Source organism: Rathayibacter sp. AY1A5, from assembly GCF_002930875.1.
Lineage (GTDB): Bacteria > Actinomycetota > Actinomycetes > Actinomycetales > Microbacteriaceae > Rathayibacter.
Map to the genome: position 1 here is coordinate 21,548 of NZ_PSTM01000014.1, position 20,186 is coordinate 41,733.

The following is a 20,186-nucleotide window of genomic DNA, read 5'->3' on the forward strand; positions in this document are numbered from 1 at the left end:
AGCGTGCCGGGATGACCCGCGACTTCGTCCCCCTCGTCCCCGCCGAGCACCGCCGCGACCCGCTGCCGGTGCGGCCCGCCGCCGCCGGCCTCGGGCTGCTCGCGCCGCACGCCGCGGACCCCGCGGTGACCGACCTCTTCGTGAACGGCGGCGCGGGCCTCTGGATCGACCGGGGCGGCGGTGCCGAGCGGGTGCCGGAGTGGACGCTCGACGCCGCCGGAGCACGGCGGCTGGCCGTCGCGCTGGTCGCGGCCGGTGGACGGCACGTCGACGAGGCGAGCCCGTGCGTGGACGTCAGGCTCCGCCACGGGGTCCGTGTGCACGTCGTGCTGCCGCCGGTGGCGACCGGGGGAGCGCTCGTGTCGGTGCGGGTGCCGCGGTCGGACTCCTGGACGCTCGGGGAGCTGCAGGCAGCGGGGATGCTGGACGACGACGGAGTGCGGCTTCTGCGCCGGGCGGTCCGCGAGCGGTGGAACCTGCTGATCACGGGAGCGGGTGGATCGGGCAAGACCACCCTGCTCGGCGCCCTGCTCGGGTGCGCGGCGCCGACCGAGCGGATCGTCGCCATCGAGGACGTCGGCGAGCTCCGGCCGGCGCACCCGCACGTCGTCTCGCTCGAGGCGCGGCAGCCCAACCTTGAGGGCGCCGGTGCCGTGGGCCTGGACCGGCTCGTGCGGGAGGCGCTGCGGATGCGTCCGGACCGCCTGGTCCTCGGCGAGTGCCGCGGCGTCGAGCTGCGCGAGCTGCTGTCCGCGCTGAACACCGGGCACGACGGCGGTGCGGGGACCCTCCACGCGAACTCCCTCGAGGACGTGCCCGCGCGTCTCGAGGCGCTCGGGGTCCTCGCAGGGCTCGGGCCCGAGGCGATCGCCCGCCAGACGGTCAGCGCGATCGACCTGGTGCTCCACCTCGAGCGCCGCGCCGGGCGGCGGCGGCTGGCGGCATCCGGGACGTTCGCGCTCGACGCGGCCGGCCGCCTGAGGGTCGAGGACGGGTCGCTCCCGAGCGCCTCGAGGTCGAGCGCGTGACGGGCCGCGACGGGCTGGACGAGGTCGCGGCCGTCGTGCACCGACTGGCCGTCCTCCTCGCGGCGGGAGTGGCTCCCGCGTCGGCCCTCGGGCATCTCGCGGGGGCGGAAGGGGCGGACAGCGGGGACGCGCGGCGGCGGCGACTGCTCCGGGCGGTGTCGGAGGAGGCCGGCCGCGGGGGCGACGTGACGGAGGCGCTGCTGCGCGGAACGCCGGTTTCGCGGCGGAGCGGCTCGGAGCGGAAGCGGCCGCGACGGCGAGCGCCGGACACCGGTGAGGCGACCGCGTGGGCGGCGCTGGCCGCCGCGTGGCGGGTGGCCGCCGACTCCGGCGCGCCGGTCGCCGCCGCTCTCGGCGAGCTGGCGGAGTCCCTGCGCGAGCTGGCGCGCGCCCGCCGGGACATCGAGGTGGCTCTGGCCGGTCCCTCCGCCACCGGGAGGGTCGTGAGCGCGCTGCCGCTGGCGGCGCTGGGTCTGGGGGCACTGCTGGGCTTCGACGTGGTCGGCGTGCTCCTCGGGACGGTGCCCGGTGCGGTCTGCCTGGTGGGGGGAGCCGGGTTGATGGCGGCCGCGCACGCGTGGACGCGGCGCCTCGTCCGAAGCGCGGCCCCGGCCGATCCGGCGCCCGGGCTCGCGCTCGACCTCCTCTCGGTGGCGCTGGCCGGTGGCGGCTCGATCGAGTCGTCGCGCGCCCGGGTCGTGGCGGCGCTCGCCGAGTGCGGGCTCGACTCGGGCGAGCGCGTGCTCTCCGACGCGGACCCGGTGCTCGCCCTCTCCGCGGCGGCGGGCGTGCCGGCCGGACGCCTGCTCCGGAGCGAGGCGGCTCTGGTCCGGGCACGGGCGTCCTCCGGGGCGCGGGAGCGAGCCGCTCGGCTCGGCGTGACCCTGATGCTGCCGCTCGGGATCTGCGTGCTGCCGGCGTTCCTGCTGCTCGGAGTGGCTCCGATGGTCGTCTCGGTGCTGCTCTCGACGTTCTCGGTGGCGCCGTGACGCGGTCGACCGCTCCTCCACAGGGGCGGGATCGGGAGGCGTCTCCACGGATCGGCCGGAGGGTCGATCGGTGGGATCGGGAGTCAGCGATCCTCGGAGGAGGGGCACGGAGCGGGGCGGAACGGAGCAGGACGGATGAGAAGTGACACGGCGATCAGCGGCGGGGGAGTCTCCCGGAGTCGAGGACTCGGTAGGAGCAGGGATGCGGGAAGTGGTGTGCCCGGAACGAGCCGGGGCTCGAGGAGCGGCGGAGGTGCGGCGTCCGGCGGAGGAACGGGCATCGACGTCTCCGCGGGGCGCGTCGAGTGGTGCCGACCCGGGTGGGGAGGTCTCGGCGCTCTGGGCCACGATGAGGGGTCGGCGACGGCGGAGTACGCGATCGCGACGATGGCCGCGGTCGGTTTCGCCGGGCTGCTGGTGGTCATCCTCAAGGGCGACGAGGTGCGGAGCATCCTGACCGACCTGGTGACCCGCGCGCTCACCGCGGCGGGATGAGAGGCCTTCCGCTGCTGCGCGGGCGGCTCGTCCAGGAGGAGGGCTCGGCCACTGCCGAGCTCGCGCTCGTGCTCCCGGCGGTGGTCGCGGTGCTGGCGCTGTGCCTGGGGTCGGTGGCGGCCTCGGCGCAGTACGTCCGGCTCGTCGACGCGGCCGCCGACGCGGCCCGGTCCGCGGCCCGGGGCGACGACCCCCGCGCGCCGCTCGCCCGGGTGACGGGGGCGTCGCTCACGGCGGGGGAGCAGGACGGACTGGTCTGCGTCGACGTCGCGGCCCGGCTGCGCCCGCTCCCGGCGGTGTCGCTCCCGGTCTCGGTCCGGTCCTGCGCGCTGGGCGGGGGCGGATGATCCGCCGACTCCCCGGGGCTGTCCGCGACCGGGAGGAGGGCTCGGCCGCGGTCGTGGCGATCGGAGTCGTCGCGGGCACGATCCTGGTGACGGCCGCCGTGCTCGCCGGCTGCGCAGGAGTCGTCGGGCACCAGCGAGCGGTCGCCGCCGCGGACGCCTCGTCCCTGGCAGCGGCCGACGTCGCCTCCGGCCTGCTGGCCGGGGATCCGTGCGGACGTGCCGCCGCCGTGGCCCGCGCGAACGGCGCCGAGCTCGTCCTCTGCGACGTCGACGGCGGCGTCGCGAGAACGGAGGCGGCCGTCGCCGCGGGTCCGCTCTCCCTCACGGCGCGGTCGAGGGCCGGCCCGCCGCCCTGAGGGCGGGGGCAGCAGCGGGCGTCGTCCGGACCGAGGTTCGGACGACGCCGCGGGAGCGCGTCAGTCGGAGGAGAGTCGCTGGTACCGGTACGCGGCGGCGGTCGGCAGGGCGCCCGCGCCCTCGTCGTGCTCGAGGCCGCCGGCGAGGAGGTAGATGTAGCGGGAGCCCGCCCTCGCCCCGGGGATCTCGAGGCGTGCGGCGGGGGCCTGATCGTCGCCGTATCCCCGGCGGAGGGTCTTGCCCTCCAGCGGTCCGTCGAGGAGCTTGGCCGTGTAGGCGGAGGTCGTGGTGGTGTGCGTCGTTGCCATGCCTCATCATGCGCCGATCGGCGCCGCGCGTCACCCCCGTCGACGGCAGGCCGGGCAGGCGGCTCCGAGGCCGTGTCCAGCGTCCTCCCGAGGTCCCCGTGTCCTCGGGAGGGGGCAGCACGTCCGGGGTCAGTGTGTATGGTGTGCCTGTCGGGCGCCCCCGCCGATGGGGACGCGTCGCCGTTCCCCGCACCACGTCGCCGCGCACCGTCTCCCCGCAGCAGGGGACGTCGGACCACTGGTCGTCCGACCCGACAGCACCAATCGAGGAGAACTGTGTCCGGCACGAAGAAGCTGGTGATCGTCGAGTCGCCGGCGAAAGCCAAGACCATCGCCCAGTACCTGGGCGACGGCTACGAGGTGCTCGCCTCCGTCGGGCACATCCGCGATCTCATCGAGCCGAAGAACCTCCCCCCGGAGCTGAAGAAGGGCCCGCTGGGCAAGTTCTCCGTCGACGTCGACAACGGCTTCGAGCCCTACTACGTCGTGTCCGACCAGAAGAAGAAGACGGTCGCCGACCTCAAGCGCGCGCTGAAGAACGCCGACGAGCTCTACCTCGCCACTGATGAGGACCGCGAGGGCGAGGCCATCGCGTGGCACCTCCTCGAGGAGCTCAAGCCCAAGGTCCCCGTGCACCGCATGGTCTTCCACGAGATCACGAAGGACGCGATCCAGAAGGCGCGCGACAACACCCGGGACATCGACACCTCCCTGGTCGACGCCCAGGAGACCCGCCGCATCCTCGACCGCCTCTACGGCTACGAGATCTCGCCCGTGCTGTGGCGCAAGGTCGGCCCCGGGCTCTCGGCCGGTCGGGTGCAGTCGGCCGCGACCCGCCTGGTGGTCGACCGCGAGCGGGAGCGCCTGGCGTTCGTGTCGGCGAGCTACTGGGACCTCGCCACCGTGCTCGCACCCGAGTCGGACGCCGCGGCGGGCTTCGACGCCCGCCTGGCGCGGCTCGACGGCAAGCGGATCGGAAGCGGCCGCGACTTCGACGACCGCGGTCAGCTGAAGGGCGACGTCACCGTCCTCGACGAGTCCACCGCCGGTGCCCTCGCCGAGGCGCTGCGCGACCCCGCCACCACGGTCCGGGTCTCGAACCTCGAGTCCAAGCCGTACTCGCGCCGCCCCGCCGCCCCGTTCACCACGTCCACGCTCCAGCAGGAGGCGGCGCGCAAGCTCCGCTTCTCGGCGCGCCAGACGATGAGCGTCGCGCAGTCGCTCTACGAGAACGGCTTCATCACCTACATGAGGACCGACTCGCCCGGGCTCTCGCAGCAGGCGCTGAACGCCGCACGCACTCAGGCCGCGTCCCTCTACGGAGCCGAGACCGTCCCGGACAAGCCCCGGCTGTACTCCGGCAAGAACAAGAACGCGCAGGAGGCGCACGAGGCCATCCGGCCCGCGGGCGAGACCTTCCGCACCCCGGACCAGCTCTCGGGCACCCTCCGCGGCAACGACCTCCGCCTCTACGAGCTCATCTGGAAGCGCACCGTCGCCTCGCAGATGGCCGACGCCAAGGGCTCGACCGCCACCGTGACGCTGCTCGCCGAGCCGGCCGGCGACGTCGCGAAGACCGCCGAGTTCACCGCCTCCGGAACCGTCATCACCTTCCGCGGATTCCTGCTCGCCTACGAGGAGGGGCACGACGAGGAGCGTCACGGCGCCCGCGACGAGAAGGACGCCAAGCTGCCGGTGCTCGAGGTCGGCCAGAGCCTGGTCGTCGCCGAGGTCGAGGCCAAGGGCCACGAGACCTCGCCGCCCCCGCGCTACACGGAGGCGAGCCTGGTCAAGGCGCTCGAGGAGCTCGGCATCGGCCGGCCCTCGACCTACGCGTCGATCATCTCCACCATCGTCGACCGCGGCTACGTCACTCCGCGCGGGACCGCCCTCGTGCCCAACTGGATCGCCTTCTCGGTGGTCCGGCTGCTCGAGGACTTCTTCTCCGACCTGGTGGAGTACGACTTCACCGCCGAGATGGAGGGCGACCTCGACCGCATCGCCGGCGGCGAGGAGGACCGCGTCGCCTGGCTCAACCGCTTCTACTTCGGCGGAGGCACGCACCCCGGGCTCCGACACGTCGTGGACAACCTCGGCGAGATCGATGCGAAGAGCATCAACTCCGTCCGGATCACGGACGACATCACCCTGCGCATCGGCAAGTACGGCCCCTACCTCGAGGTGGCCCAGGAGGAGGGGCAGGAGACGCCGCGTCGCGTCAACCTGCCGCTCGAGCTGGCTCCCGACGAGCTCACGCCCGCCAAGGCGCAGGAGCTCGTCGACGCCCCGGTGCAGACCGACCGCGTGCTGGGAAGCAACCCCGACTCGGGCAAGACCGTCGTCGTCAAGGACGGGCGCTTCGGCCCCTACGTGACCGAGGTCGATCCGGAGCCGGAGACCACGGCGGATCCCGCCACCGGGGAGGTCGTCGAGCCCGCGCCCGCGAAGCGCGGCGCGAAGAAGCCCGCTGTCGTGAAGCCGCGCACCTCCTCCCTCTTCAAGTCGATGGACGTCGCGTCGATCGACCTGGCGACGGCGCTGCGCCTGCTCGACCTGCCGCGCACGGTCGGCGACGACCCCGAGAGCGGCGAGCCGATCACGGCTCAGAACGGCCGGTACGGCCCGTACATCAAGAAGGGCACCGACAGCCGGTCGCTCACCAGCGAGGACCAGATCTTCGAGGTCGACCTGCCGACGGCGCTCGAGATCTTCGCCCAGCCGAAGTACGGGGCGCGACGCGCGTCGAGCGCGCTGAAGGAGTTCGAGGCGGACCCCGTCAGCGGCAAGCCGATCCGGATCCGCGACGGACGCTTCGGCGCCTACGTGACCGACGGCGAGACCAACGTCACGATCTCCAAGGGCCTCACGATCGAGGAGATCGACTTCGAGCAGGCGGTCCAGATGCTCGCCGACAAGCGCGCGAAGGGCCCGGCCAAGAAGGCTCCGGCCAAGCGCGCGCCGGCCAGGAAGCCCGCGGCGAAGACGACGGCGGCCAAGACGACGGCGGCCAAGACGACGGCGGCTAGGACGACGGCGGCCAAGACGACGGCGGCCGCCAAGAAGACGACCGCAGCGAAGAAGCCCGCCGCGCCCCGCGCCACCGCCGCGAGCCGCGCGGCTGCGGCGGCTGCCGCCGAGACGTCGGACGCGACGGAGTCGTGACCGGGCTGTTCGTCACCCTCGAGGGCGGGGACGGCGCGGGCAAGACCACGCAGGCCCGGCTGCTCGAGGAGTGGCTGGGCATGCGCGGCGAGACCGTCGTCCGCACCCGCGAGCCCGGAGGCACCGAGGTGGGCCTGCAGATCCGCGAGATCGTTCTGCACCACCGCGGCGAGATCGATCCGCGGGCCGAGGCCCTGCTCTACGCGGCGGACCGCGCCCAGCACATCGGGACGCTCGTGCGACCGGCGCTCGAGCGTGGCGAGGTCGTCGTGCAGGACCGCTACATCGACTCCTCCGTCGCCTACCAGGGAGCCGGGCGGGTCCTCGACGCCGTCGAGGTCCGGCGGCTCTCGGAGTGGGCCACCCACGACCTGAGGCCCGACCTCACCGTCCTGCTCGACCTCGACCCCGCCGTCGCGCGGGGCCGGCTCGACGCGGCCCGCACCCGCTTCGACCGGCTGGAGGCCGAGAAGGCGGAGTTCCACGGGCGCGTGCGCGAGGCGTTCCTGGCGATCGCCGAGACGGACGCCGAGCGCTTCCTCGTCGTGGACGCCGGTCTCCCGGTCGAGGAGATCGCGGCCGCGGTGCGGGAGCGGGTCGCCGCGCTCCTCGACGGCGCGTCGGCTGTCGGTGCTCGCGGTTAGCCTGGTGGCATGACCGTCTGGAGCCAGCTCGTCGGGCAGGAGCACGCCATCGGCGCCCTGCAGGACGCCTCGACGCCCCGGGACGACCGTGGCCGGGAGTCGTCGTCGATGACGCACTCCTGGCTCATCACCGGCCCTCCCGGGTCCGGCCGCTCGAACCTCGCCTACGCGTTCGCCTCCGCACTGCTCTGCCGCCACGGCGGCTGCGGGGAGTGCCCCGACTGCCGCCAGGTCGCCGCCCGCTCCCATCCCGACCTCGCCGTGCTGACGACCGAGCGCGTGATCATCTCGATCGACGAGGTGCGGCGGCTGGTCAGCAGCTCGCAGTACTCGCCCTCGGTGTCGCGCTACCGCGTCATGGTCATCGAGGACGCCGACCGGATGAGCGAGCGCACGTCCAACGTGCTGCTGAAGGCGCTCGAGGAGCCGCCGGAGCGCACGGTCTGGATCCTGTGCGCCCCGAGCGAGGCCGATCTGCTCCCCACCATCCGCTCCCGCGTCCGCTCCGTGCGGCTCCGCGTGCCGAGCATCGAGGACGTCGCCGGTCTCCTCGAGCGCCGCGACGGGGTCGACCCCGAGACCGCTGAGCGCGCCGCCCGCCAGGCTCAGAGCCACATCGGGATGGCGCACCGCCTGGCGACCGACGCGAACGCGCGCGAGCGCCGCGAGGAGACGCTCCGCATCGCCCTGCGCCTCCGCGGCGTCTCGGACGCGGTCCTCGGCGCTGCGCGGATGATCGAGGTCGCGACCGAGGACGCCAAGGCGATCACCCTCGAGCGCGACGAGGCCGAGCGGCAGCAGGCGCTGCGCTCGCTCGGCGTCGAGCCCGGAGGCACCGTGCCCGCGCAGCTCCGCTCGCAGCTGCGGGCGCTCGAGGAGGACCAGAAACGACGCGCGACGCGGAGCCTCCGCGACGGCCTCGACCGGATCCTCGTCGACCTGCTCTCCCTCTACCGCGACGTGGTGCGCCTCCAGCTCGGGGCGCCCGGCGGCGTCATCAACGAGGAGGTCCGGACCGAGATGACCGCGCTCGCCGACGCGACTCCGCCCGACCGCACGCTCGCCGTCCTCGACGCGATCGCGACAGCCCGGCAGCGGATCGACGCGAACGTCTCCCCGGTCCTCGCTCTCGAGGCGCTGCTCGTCGTCGCGGCGCGCCGTCCGGTGGCCGCGTGAGGCGGGGGCGCCGGTCGGCCGCCGTCGTCGCGCTCGTCGCGGCCGCGTCCCTCCTGACCGGCTGCTTCGCGCCCGGCCCGAGCGTCGACCGGACCTCCACCCCCTACCCGCAGACCGTCGACGACTCCCTGGAGCGCTACTACTCGCAGGTGCTGGTCTGGGACGACTGCGGTGACGGCGCTCTCTGCACCGACGCGACCGTCCCGCTCGACTGGGACGACCCCTCGGGGGAGACCGCGTCGATCGCTCTGGTGCGCCGACCCGCGACGAAGGGCCCGGCGATCGGGTCCCTGCTCGTGAATCCGGGCGGGCCGGGAGCGTCGGGCGTCGACTTCATCCGCGACAGCGCCGACTACGCGGTCGACTCCGCGCTCGCCGCCCGGTACGACGTCGTCGGCTTCGATCCGCGCGGAGTGGGCGCCTCCACCGCGGTCTCCTGCCTCGACGCCGCGGGGCTCGACTCCTACCTCTACGACATCACGCCGGGGGAGCGGGGCAGCGACGAGTGGATCCAGGCGCAGCGCACGACCGCTGCCGCGTTCGCCGCCGCCTGCGAGGAGCGCAGCGGGCCGCTGCTGCCCGAGGTCGGCACCCCGAGCGCCGCCCGTGATCTCGACGTGCTGCGCGCGGCGCTCGGCGACGAGACGCTGCACTACCTCGGCTACTCCTACGGCACGTTCCTCGGAGCGACCTACGCCGGGCTGTTCCCGGACCGGGTCGGCCGCCTCGTCCTCGACGGCGCGATCGACCCGGCGGCCACCTCGTTCGACGTGGTGCGCGAGCAGGCGAAGGGGTTCGAGAGCGCACTGCGCGCCTACCTCGCCGACTGCCTCCGCTCGGACGACTGCCCGTTCACCGGCACCGTCGACGCGGGGATGGCCCAGCTGAAGCGCATGCTCGAGGACGTGGACGCCTCGCCGATCCGCGCCGCCGACGGCCGGGAGCTCGGCGCGAGCACGCTGTTCACCGCGATCGTCTACCCGCTCTACGACGCCACGGCGTGGGGAGCGCTGAGCGAGATGCTGGCCGGCGTCCGCCGGGGCGACCCCGCGGTCGCGTTCCAGTACGCGGACGCCTACAACGGGCGCGACGCGGACGGCCGGTACGCGGACAACACCACCGAGGCGTTCCTCGCGATCAACTGCGTCGACTACTCCTACGACGCCGACACCGCCTCGATGCGCGCCGACGAGGCCGCTCTCGAGCAGGCCGCGCCGACGATCGGCCGCTACATGGCCTACGGCGACATCCTCTGCAGCGAGTGGCCGGCGGCGTTCGAGGGCTCCCGCGAGCCGATCACCGCGGAGGGCTCGGCGCCCATCCTGGTCGTGGGCACCACGAACGATCCCGCGACGCCCTACGTATGGGCGCAGGCGCTCGCGGGCGAGCTCTCCGCCGGTCACCTGGTCACCTACGACGGCGAGGGCCACACGGCCTACAACAAGTCGACGTCCTGCGTGAACGACGCGGTCGACGCGTACCTGCTCGAGGGGACCGTCCCGGAGGTGGATCCGCAGTGCTGACCGAGCAGGAGCGGTCCCGCGAGCAGCAGCCCGGGCTCCGCGAGCGCAAGCGCCTGGCCACGCGGCGGGCGATCGAGATCGCCGTCCTTCGCCTCGCTAGCGAGCGCGGGCCGGAGCGCGTGACCATCGACGACGTCTCGCGCGCCGCCGACGTCTCCACGCGCACCTTCTTCAACTACTTCGCCTCGAAGGAGGACGCGCTGGTCGGCGGGCTCCCGGTCATCGCCGACGAGACGGCGGCGGCGTTCGTCGCGGGCCGGGGCGCCGTGCTCGAGGACCTGCAGCGGGTCTTCGTCGCCGCGATGGAGGAGCCGCTCGAGGAGGACCGGGAGCTGCACGTCCTCCGCCGCGCGCTCTTCCGCGAGCACCCGCATCTGGTCGGTCTGAAGATCGCGGGCATGCGCGAGTTCGAGCTCGCGGTCGAGGGGCTCGTCGCCGAGCGTCTCGGCCAGGAGGACGACGACGCGGAGCGGGTGCGCAGCCGGGCGCGGATGCTGACGCTCCTCGGGCTCGCCGCCGTCCGCCACGCCTGGGCGGCCTGGGTCGATCACGACGGCCGGGAGGCCCTGCCCGGACGCATCGCCCGCTCCTTCGAGGAGCTCCGCGGCGCGCTCGCCTGAGCCGAGTGCGGCGGTCGCCGCCGCCGTCGCGGAGCCTCTGCTCGACCGCACCGTCCTGATTCACGCCCGGGGGCGCGAGCAGGCTATGCTGTGTAATCGTGTCCGGGGCTCAGGCCCCGCGTGCACGCCGCCTTAGCTCAGTCGGCAGAGCGTCTCACTCGTAATGAGAAGGTCGTGGGTTCGATTCCCACAGGCGGCTCCCTCTCCCGTCATCCGCGACGTCCCGGCCGGATCCGCGAGTTCCCGGCCTCATCCGCGGCGTCCAGGTCGCGTCGAACTCGCGTCGCTACCCTGTTGCGGATGACCGACACGCCTCCTCCCCGCCGTCGCCGCACTCTCGTGGTCGCCGCGGTGCTCGTGGCCGCCGTGCTCGGTGGCGGCGCCTTCGGCGTGGGGACGGCCCTCGGCAGCGCCGCGGAGCCCGGGGCGCTGCCCGTCGTCTCGACCCCGACCGCCACCGCGACTCCCGCACCGACGCCGACGGCCACGGCGCGGCCCACCGCCGAAGCGGCGGCCGAGGCGCTCCGCACCTGCTCGGTGGCGGGGCTCGCCGCCGACCCGCGCCTGGGCTCGATGCAGGCGCGTGTGGTCGACGCCGCGACGGGCGAGGTCCTGTTCGACCGCGGGGGCGGGACCGCGTCCCGCACCGCCTCCGCCCTCAAGATCCTCACGGCCGCGTCGGCGCTCGCGGTCCTCGGCCCGGACACGCGCATCGCCACCACCGTGGTCCGCGGGAGCGAGCCCGGAAGCGTCGTCCTCGTCGGCGGGGGAGACCTCACCCTGACCCGGCTCCCGACCGGCCGGGAGTCGACCTACGCCGGAGCGGCCCACCTCGACGACCTCGCGGCGCAGGTCGAGAGCGCCTGGGAGGCGGACCCGTCCACCGCCGGGACGCCGATCACGTCGCTGGTGCTCGACTCCTCCCTCTACTCGGGCGAGACCTGGCAGCCGAGCTGGAACCGCAAGGAGCAGGTCGACGGCTACATGCCCGAGATCACGGCGCTCCAGGTGGACGGCGATCGCGAGGACCCCACGGCCTCGACCTCCGAGCGCGGCACGGATCCGGTCGGCCGGGCCGGAGAGGCGTTCGCCGACGAGCTGGACGGCTCGCCCGTGGTCTCCACCGGGACCGCTCCCGCGGGCGCCGCGGTTCTCGGCACAGTGGAGTCGGCTCCGGTCGGCACGCTCGTGCAGCAGATGCTGCTCGTCTCCGACAATGCGATCGCCGAGATGCTCGCGCGGCTCGTCGCGATCCGCACCGGCGCGGGCAGCGACTTCGCTGCCGAGCAGGCCGGTGTGCTGCAGGGGCTCGCCGGTTACGGCGTCGACACGTCCGGGATCGCGATCGTCGACGGCTCCGGCCTGAGCGACGACAACGCGGTCGCGCCGGCGTACTTCACCGAGCTGCTCCGGAAGGTGCAGGCCCGCGAGGGGCAGCTGGGGATCCTCCTGGACGGCCTGCCGGTGTCGGGCCGGACGGGCTCGCTCTCCTACTCCGACCGCTTCGCCGGCGACAACGCCGCGGCCGACGGCGCGGTGCGCGCGAAGACGGGCTGGATCGACACCGGCTACACACTGGCCGGCGTGGTCACCGCGGCGGACGGCACCGAGCTGACCTTCGCGGTCTACGCTCTCGGCGACGTCTCCGACTCGGCGAAGACCGCGATCGACACCCTCGTGACGGGCGTCTACCGCTGCGGATCCTCGCTCTCCGATTCCTGACGCGGGCGGGTCGACCTCCCGCTCCTCCTCTCCACCTCCTCCCGGAAGGCCCACGATGACCACCGCACTCCTGATCGTCGACGTGCAGAACGACTTCACCGAGGGCGGCGCGCTCGCCGTCACAGGCGGCGCGGCCGTCGCCCAGGGCATCACCGCGCATCTGGCGGCGCACGCCGACCGGTACTCCGCGGTGCTGGCCTCCCGCGACTGGCACGAGGGCGACTCCGACAACGGCGGCCACTTCGCGGTGGAGCCGGACTTCGTCGACAGCTGGCCCGTCCACTGCGTCGCCGGCACGGACGGCGCGCGGTTCCACCCGGCCCTGGACACCGCTCGGATCGACGTGCAGATCCTCAAGGGACAGGGCCGTCCCTCCTACTCGGCCTTCGAGGGCACGACGGAGGCGGGCGAGGAGCTCGGCGCCGTGCTCGCGGAGCGGGGCGTCACCGCGCTCGACGTCGTGGGACTCGCGACCGACCACTGCGTGCGCGCCTCGGCACTCGACGCGCGACGGGCGGGGCTCGAGGTCCGCGTGCTCCAGGACCTGGTCGCAGGCGTCTCCAAGGAGGCGAGTGCCGCGGCGCTGCGCGAGCTGACGGAGGCGGGAGTCCGCGTCGAGCGGTCCGTCTGAGCGCTCGTCCCTCCACAGGGCTCAGGGAGGCGCAGGTCCTCGCGGCTCCCGGCGACCACGCCCCCGGAGCGATCGCCCGTCCTACACTGGGAGGACGAGAAGCTCCTCCCGGCGCGGTCTGCGCGCTCCGATCCGAAGAAGTGGTTCCCTCCTGTGACTGATTCCGTCGCGTCCCGCGCCGCCGAGACCGCTCTGCTCGCCCGCATCCCCACGCAGCTGCTGATCGGCGGTGAGTGGGTGGACGCCTCCGGCGGCGGCTCGATCGACGTCGAGGACCCGGCCACCGGAGCGGTCCTGGTCTCGATCGCCGACGCGACTCCGGAGGACGGGGTCCGGGCGCTCGACGCCGCCGTCGCCGCCGGTCCGTCGTGGGCCGCGACGGCGCCGCGGAAGCGGGGCGAGATCCTCCGGCGGGCGTTCGACCTCCTGCAGGAGCGCACCGAGGAGTTCGCGCTCCTGATGGCGCTCGAGATGGGCAAGCCGGTCGCGGAGGCGAGGGGCGAGGTCGTGTACGGCGGCGAGTTCCTCCGCTGGTTCAGCGAGGAGGCGGTGCGCATCAGCGGACGCTACGGTGTCTCGCCCGAGGGCAGCGGCCGGATGATCGTCTCGCAGCACCCGGTGGGCCCCTGCTACCTCATCACCCCCTGGAACTTCCCGCTCGCGATGGCGACGCGGAAGATCGCTCCGGCGCTGGCGGCGGGCTGCACCGTCGTCGTGAAGCCGGCCGAGCTCACTCCGCTCACCACGCTCGCCTTCGCGGCACTGCTCGCCGAGGCGGGGCTCCCCGACGGCGTGCTCAACGTGGTCACCACGTCCTCGGCGGGAGCCGTGTCGGCTCCGATCCTGTCGGATCCCCGCCTGCGGAAGGTGTCCTTCACCGGCTCCACGCCCGTCGGGCGCACGCTGCTGCAGCAGGCCTCCGAGAACGTGCTGCGGACCTCGATGGAGCTGGGCGGCAACGCGCCCTTCGTCGTGTTCGAGGACGCCGACCTCGACCGGGCGGTCGAGGGCGCGATGCTCGCGAAGTTCCGCAACATCGGCCAGGCCTGCACGGCCGCCAACCGCTTCTTCGTGCACGAGTCGATCGCCGAGGAGTTCGCCGCGCGGATCGTGGAGCGCGTGCGCGCTCTGCGCGTCGGCCGCGGCACCGAGGACGGAGTGACCATCGGCCCGCTGATCGACGAGCGCGCGGTCGAGAAGGCGTCCGCGCTGGTGGAGGACGCAATCTCCCGCGGCGCGCGCCTGCTCACCGGCGGCGATCGGATCGAGGGGGCGGGCCACTTCTACCGGCCGACCGTGCTCGCGGGGGTCGACCGGGAGAGCGAGATCCTGCGCACCGAGATCTTCGGCCCGGTCCTCGCGATCGTGCCGTTCACCGACGAGGACGACGCCGTCGCGCTCGCCAACGACACCGAGTACGGACTGGTGTCCTACGTCTTCACGCGCGACCTCGCCCGCGGTCAGCGGATGATCGAGCGGCTCGCCACCGGGATGATGGGCCTCAACGTCGGGGTGGTCTCGAACGCGGCGGCGCCCTTCGGCGGGGTGAAGCAGTCGGGCCTCGGCCGCGAGGGCGGACTCGAGGGGATCCACGAGTACCTCAGCACCAAGTACACGCTCACCCCCGACCCCTTCGCCTGATCCGGTGGAGCGGATCGAGGTCACCGCGCTCGACGACCCGCGGCTGCGAGACTACGCGCACGCGACCGACGTCGCGCTGAAGAACGCCCGCGGCCCGCACGGCCTGTACATCGCGGAGTCGGCGCTCGTGCTCGAGCGCGCGATCGCCGCCGGGCACCGGCCGCGCTCGGTGCTCGCCCTCGGCGGGTCGGCAGGCGAGGCCGAGCGCCTGGTCGGCCGCTTCGACGTCCCCGTCCTCACGGGCCCGGGTGAGCTCCTGGCCGAGCTCACCGGGTACACCCTGCACCGCGGCCTGATCGCGGCGATGGACCGGCCCGTGCTGCCCGACCCGGCCGGCCTGCTCGCGGGAGCGCGCCGCGTCGTCGTGCTCGAGGACGTGGTCGACCCGACGAACGTCGGCGCGATCTTCCGCTCCGTCGGGGCCATCGGAGCCGATGCCGTGCTGGTGACGCCGCGCTGCTCCGATCCGTACTACCGCCGCGCCATCCGCGTGAGCATGGGATCGGTCCTCCAGGTGCCCTGGACGCGCGTCGGCGACTGGCCGTCGACGCAGCGGCTCCTGCACGGAGCGGGCTTCACGATCGCGGCGATGGCTCTGACCCCGGAGGCGGTGCCCCTGCGGAACTTCGCCGCCCGCGCTCCGGAGCGCGTCGCCCTCGTGCTCGGCACCGAGGGGCAGGGTCTCACCGCCGACGCGCTCGCCGCCGCCGATGTCGCCGTCCAGATCCCGATGCGGCACGGGATCGACTCGCTCAACGTCGCTGCGGCGTCGGCGGTCGCGATGTGGGCGCTCGCCGAGCCCTCCTGACAGGCGCGCCTGTGCCCCGTTGGGGGTGCCACTGGGGCGTGAGAGCGCGCCCAGCGCTCGCCGAAAGCATCGACTGCGCTACCGTGGCCGCACTCCCGCCCGCAGCCGTCACGAACGAGGTCGTCCATGCTCCTGCGCACGACGCTCCGCCCGCCCGTCGCGCTGCTCGTCGGAGTCGCGCTCGCACTGAGCCTCACCGCCTGCTCCGGTCCCGCCGCGGAGGTGCCGGATGGGTCCGTCCGCGACTCCGGCTCCGTCGCGACCGCCGCCCCGGCGCCCACCGGCACAGCCGATCCCGAGAGCGGCGCGCGCATGACCCGCCTGATCAGCGACTGCCTCGCCCGCTACGGCCTGAGCGACCGGCCGCCGCTCGCGAGCCCGCTCGCGGAGGAGGAGGTCCGCCTGGCGGCGCAGCGCGCCCGTGACGCCTACGACGCCACGCTGACCGACTGCTCGGCGCAGGCGCTCGCGTCCGGAGAGCCGAGCAGTGATCCGACGGGGGAGCCCGGCAGCGAGCCGACCGACGAGCCCGACGCCGACTCCACCCCCGCTCCGGCGGGCTGACCGTGCGACTCGAGGGGACGTCCGCGCTGATCGCGGGGGGAGCATCCGGACTGGGAGCCGCGACGGCGACGGCGCTCGACGCCGCAGGAGCGCACGTGGTCGTGCTCGACCTGCCGCACGCGGTGGAGGCCGCGCGTCTGCCCGCCTCCGTGCAGCTGATCGCCGGGGACGTCCTCGATCCGGACGCCGTCTCGCGCGCCGTGGCGGCGGCGGGGGAGCTGCGCGTCGCCGTGAGCTGTGCGGGGGTGGCCACACCCGGGCGGCTGCTCGGACGCGACGGGCCGCTGCCGCTCGAGCAGTTCGACCGGGTGCTGCGGATCAACACGACCGGGACGCTCAACGTGCTGCGCCTCGCCGCGGCGTCGATCGCCGAGCGGGAGCCGGTCGACGGGGAGCGGGGAGTCCTGGTCACGACCGCCTCCGTCGCCGCCTTCGAGGGGCAGATCGGACAGGCGGCCTACGCCGCGTCGAAGGGAGCCGTGGCGGCGATGACCCTGCCGCTCGCGCGCGAGCTCGCGGCCCGGCTCGTGCGCGTGGTGTCGATCGCACCGGGCACGTTCGACACGCCCCTGCTCGCCGGGCTGCCGGACAGGGCCCGCGAGGCGCTCGGCTCGGCGACGCCGCATCCGGCTCGCCTCGGACGCCCCGAGGAGTTCGCGGCCCTGGTGCGGCACATCGTCGAGAACCCCATGATCAACGGCGAGACCATCCGGCTCGACGGGGCTCTGCGGCTGCCGCCGCGCTGAGGGACGAGCGGGCGCAGGCTGCCGGTCGAGACGTGCGGGCGTCTCGACACGCCGCTGCGCGGCTGGTCGACCGGCATGAGGCGGCGGCGGTCGCGAGACGCCGCTGCGGCGTCCGTCAGACGAGCAGCTGGTGCTTGGCGAGGTCCCGGTAGAGCGGCGTCGATTCGACGAGCTCGGAGTGGGTGCCGACTCCCACGACCTCGCCCTTCTGCAGCACGACGATGCGGTCGGAATCGACCACCGTCGACAGGCGGTGCGCGATCACCAGCAGGGTCCGGTTCTCGGCGACCGCGTCGATCGCCAGGCGCAGGCGCTGCTCGTTGAGTCCGTCGAGGCTCGACGTGGACTCGTCCAGCAGCAGGATCGGCGGGGCCGCCAGGAGCGCGCGGCCGATCGCAAGGCGCTGACGCTCACCGCCCGAGAGCATCACTCCGCTCTCGCCCACCGGCGCGTGCAGGCCGAGCGGGTTGCGCTCGAGCACGTCGGTCAGGTTCACCGCCTCGAGCACCCGGAGGCAGTCGGCGTCGTCGGCGTCGGGGCGGCCGAGGACGAGGTTCTCGCGGATGGTGCCGGCCAGGACCGGGGCGTCCTGCTCGACGTAGCCGATCTGCGCGCGGAGCGCGTCGCGGTCGATGGCCGTGATGTCGACACCGCCGAGTCGGACGACGCCGGCCTCCGGGTCGTAGAACCGCTCGATGAGGGCGAGGATCGTGCTCTTGCCCGCTCCCGACGGCCCGACCAGGGCGGTGCGCTTGCCGCGCGGCACGGTGAAGGAGACGCCGCGCAGGACGGTGCGGTCGCGCTCGTCCGCTACGGCCGCCGCGTCGGGAACGGCGCCCTCCTCGTAGGAGAACACCACGTCCTCGAAGGAGATGGCCTCCTCCGCCACGCCGGCGCCGAGGCCGCCCGCGGAGGCGTCGCCGTCGCCCTCGATCGGCAGATCGATGATCTCCTGGATGCGGCCGAGGGCGCCCAGCGCCGAGTTCACCGAGGTGATGGCGCCGATGAAGTTGCCGAGCGGCATCACCATCATGAAGAGGAAGAGGATGAACGAGACCAGCTGGGCGATGTCGATCGCGCCGGACGCGACGCGGTAGCCGCCGACGCCGAGGACGGCGAGGAAGGCGACCTGCATGGCGATCCCGGCCACCGGCACCACGAGGGCCGAGACGTGCGCGACGCGGATCCCGAGGCGGTACGCCTCCGTCGCGTGCTGGTCGACGACCGCGATCTCGCGATCGGTGGCTCCGGCGGCACGGATCGTCCGGACGGCGCTGATGGCGCGCTCGACGGCCGCGGCCAGATCGCCGACCTTCTCCTGGGCCTTGCGGCTGGCGGTGCGGATGCCGCGGCCGAGGGTCAGCGCGAGCCCGAGGGCCACCGCCACCACCGCCACGATGATCAGCAGCAGCACCCAGTCGATGACGGCCATCGCGATGATCGCGCCGACGAAGACGAGGGAGCCCGCGATCGAGTCGACGAGCCCTTGGGTCAGCACCGCGCGCAGGAGCGTGGAGTCGGAGCCGACGCGCGAGACGAGGTCGCCGGTGCGGCGCGCGTCGAACTCCCGGATGGGGAGGCGCAGCAGCCGCGCGACGAGGCGGCGGCGGCTCGAGAGCACGATCCCCTCGCCGGTGCGCTGGAGTAGGTAGTGCGCGAAGCCCGAGATGAGCCCGGAGGCCACGACCAGGCCGACGAGGGCCCACACGAGCGGGCCGAGATCGAGACCGGACTGGACCCGGGTGATGACCTGGCCGACGAGCAGGGGCTGGCCGAGGCTCGCCGCCGCTCCGAACAGACTGAGGACCACGACGACCGAGAGGATGCCGCGGTGCTCGAGCAGGTAGGGCACGAGCTGCGAGAAGGAGGCGCGGGGTCCGTCGTCGCGGGAGGGTCGTCGTCCGCCGCGCCGGGAGGTGGTGGTGCTCATCGCCGTCCATTCTGCCCCGTCGTCGCTGCGAGCAGGCCGCCAGAGGGCGGGCCCGGTGCTCAGGGAGGGAGCGGAGACGCGGACGGCCCGCCGGGGGATCCCGTCGGGCCGTCCTCTGCAGGGAGTCCTACGAGACGTTGTCGTGGTACGACGCGTTCTTCGTCTCCTTGGAGAGCAGGAGCGCGATCAGCGTCAGCACGGCCGCGGCGCTGAGGTAGAGGCCGACCAGCACGGTGCTGCCGCCCGCCGCCCTCCACAGCGCGACCGCGATGATCGGCGCGAGGGCCGCTCCGAGGATCGATGCGAGGTTGTACGCCATCGCCGAGCCGGTGTAGCGGACGTTGGTCGGGAACAGCTCGGGGAGGACGGCGCCCATCGGGCCGAAGGTCAGGCCCATCAGCGTGAAGCCGAGGATCAGGACCGCCATGACGCCCGCGAAGCCGGCGCTGAACAGGGGCACGAAGAGCAGGCCGAAGACGAGGATCGCCGCGGTCACCACGAGCAGCGTGCGCCGGCGGCCGAAGCGCTCCGCGAGCGGGCCGGAGACGAGCGTGAAGATCCCGAAGAACACGACGCCGACGATCAGCATGACGAGGAAGTCGTTGCGCGTGTAGCCGAGGCCCGGAACCGCGCCGTCGACGGGCGAGGTGCCGTAGGTCAGCGTGAACGTGGTCATGAGGTAGAAGAGCACGTAGGTCGCCAGCATGATGAAGGTGCCCAGGATGAGCGGGCGCCAGCTGGTGACGAAGACGCGGGCGAGGGGCAGCTTGGCGACCTCGCCCTTCTCGACGACCTTCTGGAACGCGGGCGTCTCGACGAGCTTGAACCGCACGTAGAGCCCGATGATCACGAGCACGGCGCTCGCCAGGAACGGCACGCGCCAGCCCCAGGCCGCGAACGTCTCGTCGCTCATCGTGCTCGCGAGCACCAGGAACAGGACGTTGGCGACGATGAAGCCGATCGGTGCGCCCAGCTGCGGGAAGGTGCCGTAGATGGCGCGCTTGCCGGCCGGTGCGTTCTCGGTCGCGAGCAGCGCGGCTCCGGACCACTCGCCGCCGAGGCCGAGGCCCTGGCAGAAGCGCATCACGACGAGCAGGAACGGAGCGAGGAACTCCCAGCCGGGCGTGAGCGCGGTGGGCAGGCAGCCGATCAGGAAGGTCGCGACGCCCATGGTGAGCAGCGAGGCGACGAGGGTGCCCTTGCGGCCGACGCGGTCGCCGAAGTGGCCGAAGATGATCGACCCGATCGGGCGCGCGATGAACGCGACGCCGAAGACGGCGAAGGAGGCGAGGAGGGCCGTGGCCGGGTCCTCGTTGACGAAGAAGAGCGACGGGAAGACCAGGACGGCGGCGGTCGCGTAGGCGTAGAAGTCGTAGAACTCGATCGAGGTGCCGATGAGGCTGGCGAGGATGACGCGGCCGCGGGAGTTCTGCGGGGCGGCTGCTGGCGCGTCGGAGACGGCGGGAGAGGACATGAGGGAGGGGCTCCGTGTGGA

Annotated in this window: 19 protein-coding genes and 1 tRNA gene; 17 read left to right on the forward strand and 3 right to left on the reverse strand. The window is 73.7% G+C overall.

Going from position 1 to position 20,186, the window contains the following annotated elements:
• The first annotated feature begins 11 nt into the window (after positions 1 to 11).
• From C5B98_RS11030 to C5B98_RS11050, 5 genes are all read left to right on the forward strand, one after another.
• Entirely contained in the window at positions 12 to 1,028 is a 1,017-nt protein-coding gene (locus tag C5B98_RS11030) for a TadA family conjugal transfer-associated ATPase (RefSeq protein ID WP_104222189.1), read from the forward strand.
• Complete coding sequence (locus C5B98_RS11035) at positions 1,025 to 2,017, forward strand: type II secretion system F family protein (RefSeq protein WP_104222191.1); 993 nt, start codon at positions 1,025 to 1,027, stop codon at positions 2,015 to 2,017. Before C5B98_RS11030 ends, C5B98_RS11035 begins: the two co-directional genes overlap by 4 nt.
• A gap of 339 nt (positions 2,018 to 2,356) precedes the next feature.
• Entirely contained in the window at positions 2,357 to 2,512 is a 156-nt protein-coding gene (locus C5B98_RS17475; RefSeq protein ID WP_374953060.1) for a DUF4244 domain-containing protein, read from the forward strand.
• Positions 2,509 to 2,859, forward strand: a complete 351-nt coding sequence (locus tag C5B98_RS11045) for a TadE family type IV pilus minor pilin (RefSeq protein WP_104222193.1) — start codon at positions 2,509 to 2,511, stop codon at positions 2,857 to 2,859. The genes C5B98_RS17475 and C5B98_RS11045 overlap by 4 nt, the downstream gene beginning before the upstream one ends.
• Positions 2,856 to 3,215, forward strand: a complete 360-nt coding sequence (locus C5B98_RS11050; protein ID WP_104222195.1) for an Rv3654c family TadE-like protein — start codon at positions 2,856 to 2,858, stop codon at positions 3,213 to 3,215. The genes C5B98_RS11045 and C5B98_RS11050 overlap by 4 nt, the downstream gene beginning before the upstream one ends.
• 60 nt (positions 3,216 to 3,275) lie before the next feature.
• On the opposite strand, the gene C5B98_RS11055 is transcribed toward C5B98_RS11050, so the two are convergent.
• Entirely contained in the window at positions 3,276 to 3,524 is a 249-nt protein-coding gene (locus tag C5B98_RS11055) for a hypothetical protein (RefSeq protein ID WP_104222197.1), read from the reverse strand.
• 276 nt (positions 3,525 to 3,800) lie between these two features.
• Between C5B98_RS11055 and topA the strand changes: the two genes are divergently transcribed.
• The 12 genes from topA to C5B98_RS11115 all read left to right on the forward strand — a co-directional run bounded on the left by topA (position 3,801) and on the right by C5B98_RS11115 (position 16,761).
• On the forward strand, positions 3,801 to 6,686 hold the full coding sequence (gene topA / locus C5B98_RS11060) for a type I DNA topoisomerase (protein WP_104327793.1): 2,886 nt from the start codon (positions 3,801 to 3,803) through the stop codon (positions 6,684 to 6,686).
• A complete protein-coding gene (tmk, locus tag C5B98_RS11065; protein WP_104327794.1) occupies positions 6,683 to 7,330 on the forward strand; it encodes a dTMP kinase in 648 nt (215 codons plus the stop codon). Before topA ends, tmk begins: the two co-directional genes overlap by 4 nt.
• 9 nt (positions 7,331 to 7,339) lie before the next feature.
• Complete coding sequence (locus tag C5B98_RS11070) at positions 7,340 to 8,506, forward strand: DNA polymerase III subunit delta' (RefSeq protein ID WP_104233729.1); 1,167 nt, start codon at positions 7,340 to 7,342, stop codon at positions 8,504 to 8,506.
• The gene (locus C5B98_RS11075) at positions 8,503 to 10,029 is read left to right on the forward strand and encodes an alpha/beta hydrolase (protein ID WP_104327795.1); all 1,527 of its coding nucleotides are present in this window, start codon (positions 8,503 to 8,505) and stop codon (positions 10,027 to 10,029) included. Before C5B98_RS11070 ends, C5B98_RS11075 begins: the two co-directional genes overlap by 4 nt.
• The gene (locus tag C5B98_RS17010) at positions 10,023 to 10,649 is read left to right on the forward strand and encodes a TetR/AcrR family transcriptional regulator (RefSeq protein WP_181027157.1); all 627 of its coding nucleotides are present in this window, start codon (positions 10,023 to 10,025) and stop codon (positions 10,647 to 10,649) included. Before C5B98_RS11075 ends, C5B98_RS17010 begins: the two co-directional genes overlap by 7 nt.
• Before the next feature lie 126 nt (positions 10,650 to 10,775).
• A tRNA-Thr gene (locus tag C5B98_RS11085) sits at positions 10,776 to 10,848 on the forward strand.
• 101 nt (positions 10,849 to 10,949) lie between these two features.
• Positions 10,950 to 12,371: a D-alanyl-D-alanine carboxypeptidase/D-alanyl-D-alanine-endopeptidase gene (gene dacB, locus C5B98_RS11090; protein WP_104233727.1), complete on the forward strand. Its 1,422-nt coding sequence runs from the start codon at positions 10,950 to 10,952 to the stop codon at positions 12,369 to 12,371.
• A 55-nt stretch (positions 12,372 to 12,426) separates the two neighbouring features.
• Positions 12,427 to 13,002, forward strand: a complete 576-nt coding sequence (locus C5B98_RS11095; protein ID WP_104327796.1) for a nicotinamidase — start codon at positions 12,427 to 12,429, stop codon at positions 13,000 to 13,002.
• Positions 13,003 to 13,155: 153 nt separating this feature from the next.
• Complete coding sequence (locus C5B98_RS11100) at positions 13,156 to 14,643, forward strand: NAD-dependent succinate-semialdehyde dehydrogenase (RefSeq protein ID WP_104327797.1); 1,488 nt, start codon at positions 13,156 to 13,158, stop codon at positions 14,641 to 14,643.
• Between the two features lie 4 nt (positions 14,644 to 14,647).
• On the forward strand, positions 14,648 to 15,451 hold the full coding sequence (locus C5B98_RS11105) for an RNA methyltransferase (RefSeq protein WP_104327798.1): 804 nt from the start codon (positions 14,648 to 14,650) through the stop codon (positions 15,449 to 15,451).
• Positions 15,452 to 15,577: 126 nt separating this feature from the next.
• The gene (locus C5B98_RS11110) at positions 15,578 to 16,015 is read left to right on the forward strand and encodes a hypothetical protein (protein ID WP_104233723.1); all 438 of its coding nucleotides are present in this window, start codon (positions 15,578 to 15,580) and stop codon (positions 16,013 to 16,015) included.
• A 2-nt stretch (positions 16,016 to 16,017) separates the two neighbouring features.
• Positions 16,018 to 16,761 carry an SDR family NAD(P)-dependent oxidoreductase gene (locus tag C5B98_RS11115; protein WP_104327799.1) on the forward strand — a complete coding sequence of 248 codons (744 nt, stop codon included), beginning with the start codon at positions 16,018 to 16,020 and terminating at the stop codon, positions 16,759 to 16,761.
• A 115-nt stretch (positions 16,762 to 16,876) separates the two neighbouring features.
• Here the strand turns inward: C5B98_RS11115 and C5B98_RS11120 are convergent, their stop codons facing one another.
• On the reverse strand, positions 16,877 to 18,691 hold the full coding sequence (locus C5B98_RS11120; RefSeq protein ID WP_104233721.1) for an ABC transporter ATP-binding protein: 1,815 nt from the start codon (positions 18,689 to 18,691) through the stop codon (positions 16,877 to 16,879).
• Between the two features lie 127 nt (positions 18,692 to 18,818).
• Positions 18,819 to 20,165, reverse strand: a complete 1,347-nt coding sequence (locus tag C5B98_RS11125) for an MFS transporter (protein WP_104222221.1) — start codon at positions 20,163 to 20,165, stop codon at positions 18,819 to 18,821.
• Positions 20,166 to 20,186 lie beyond the last annotated feature (21 nt).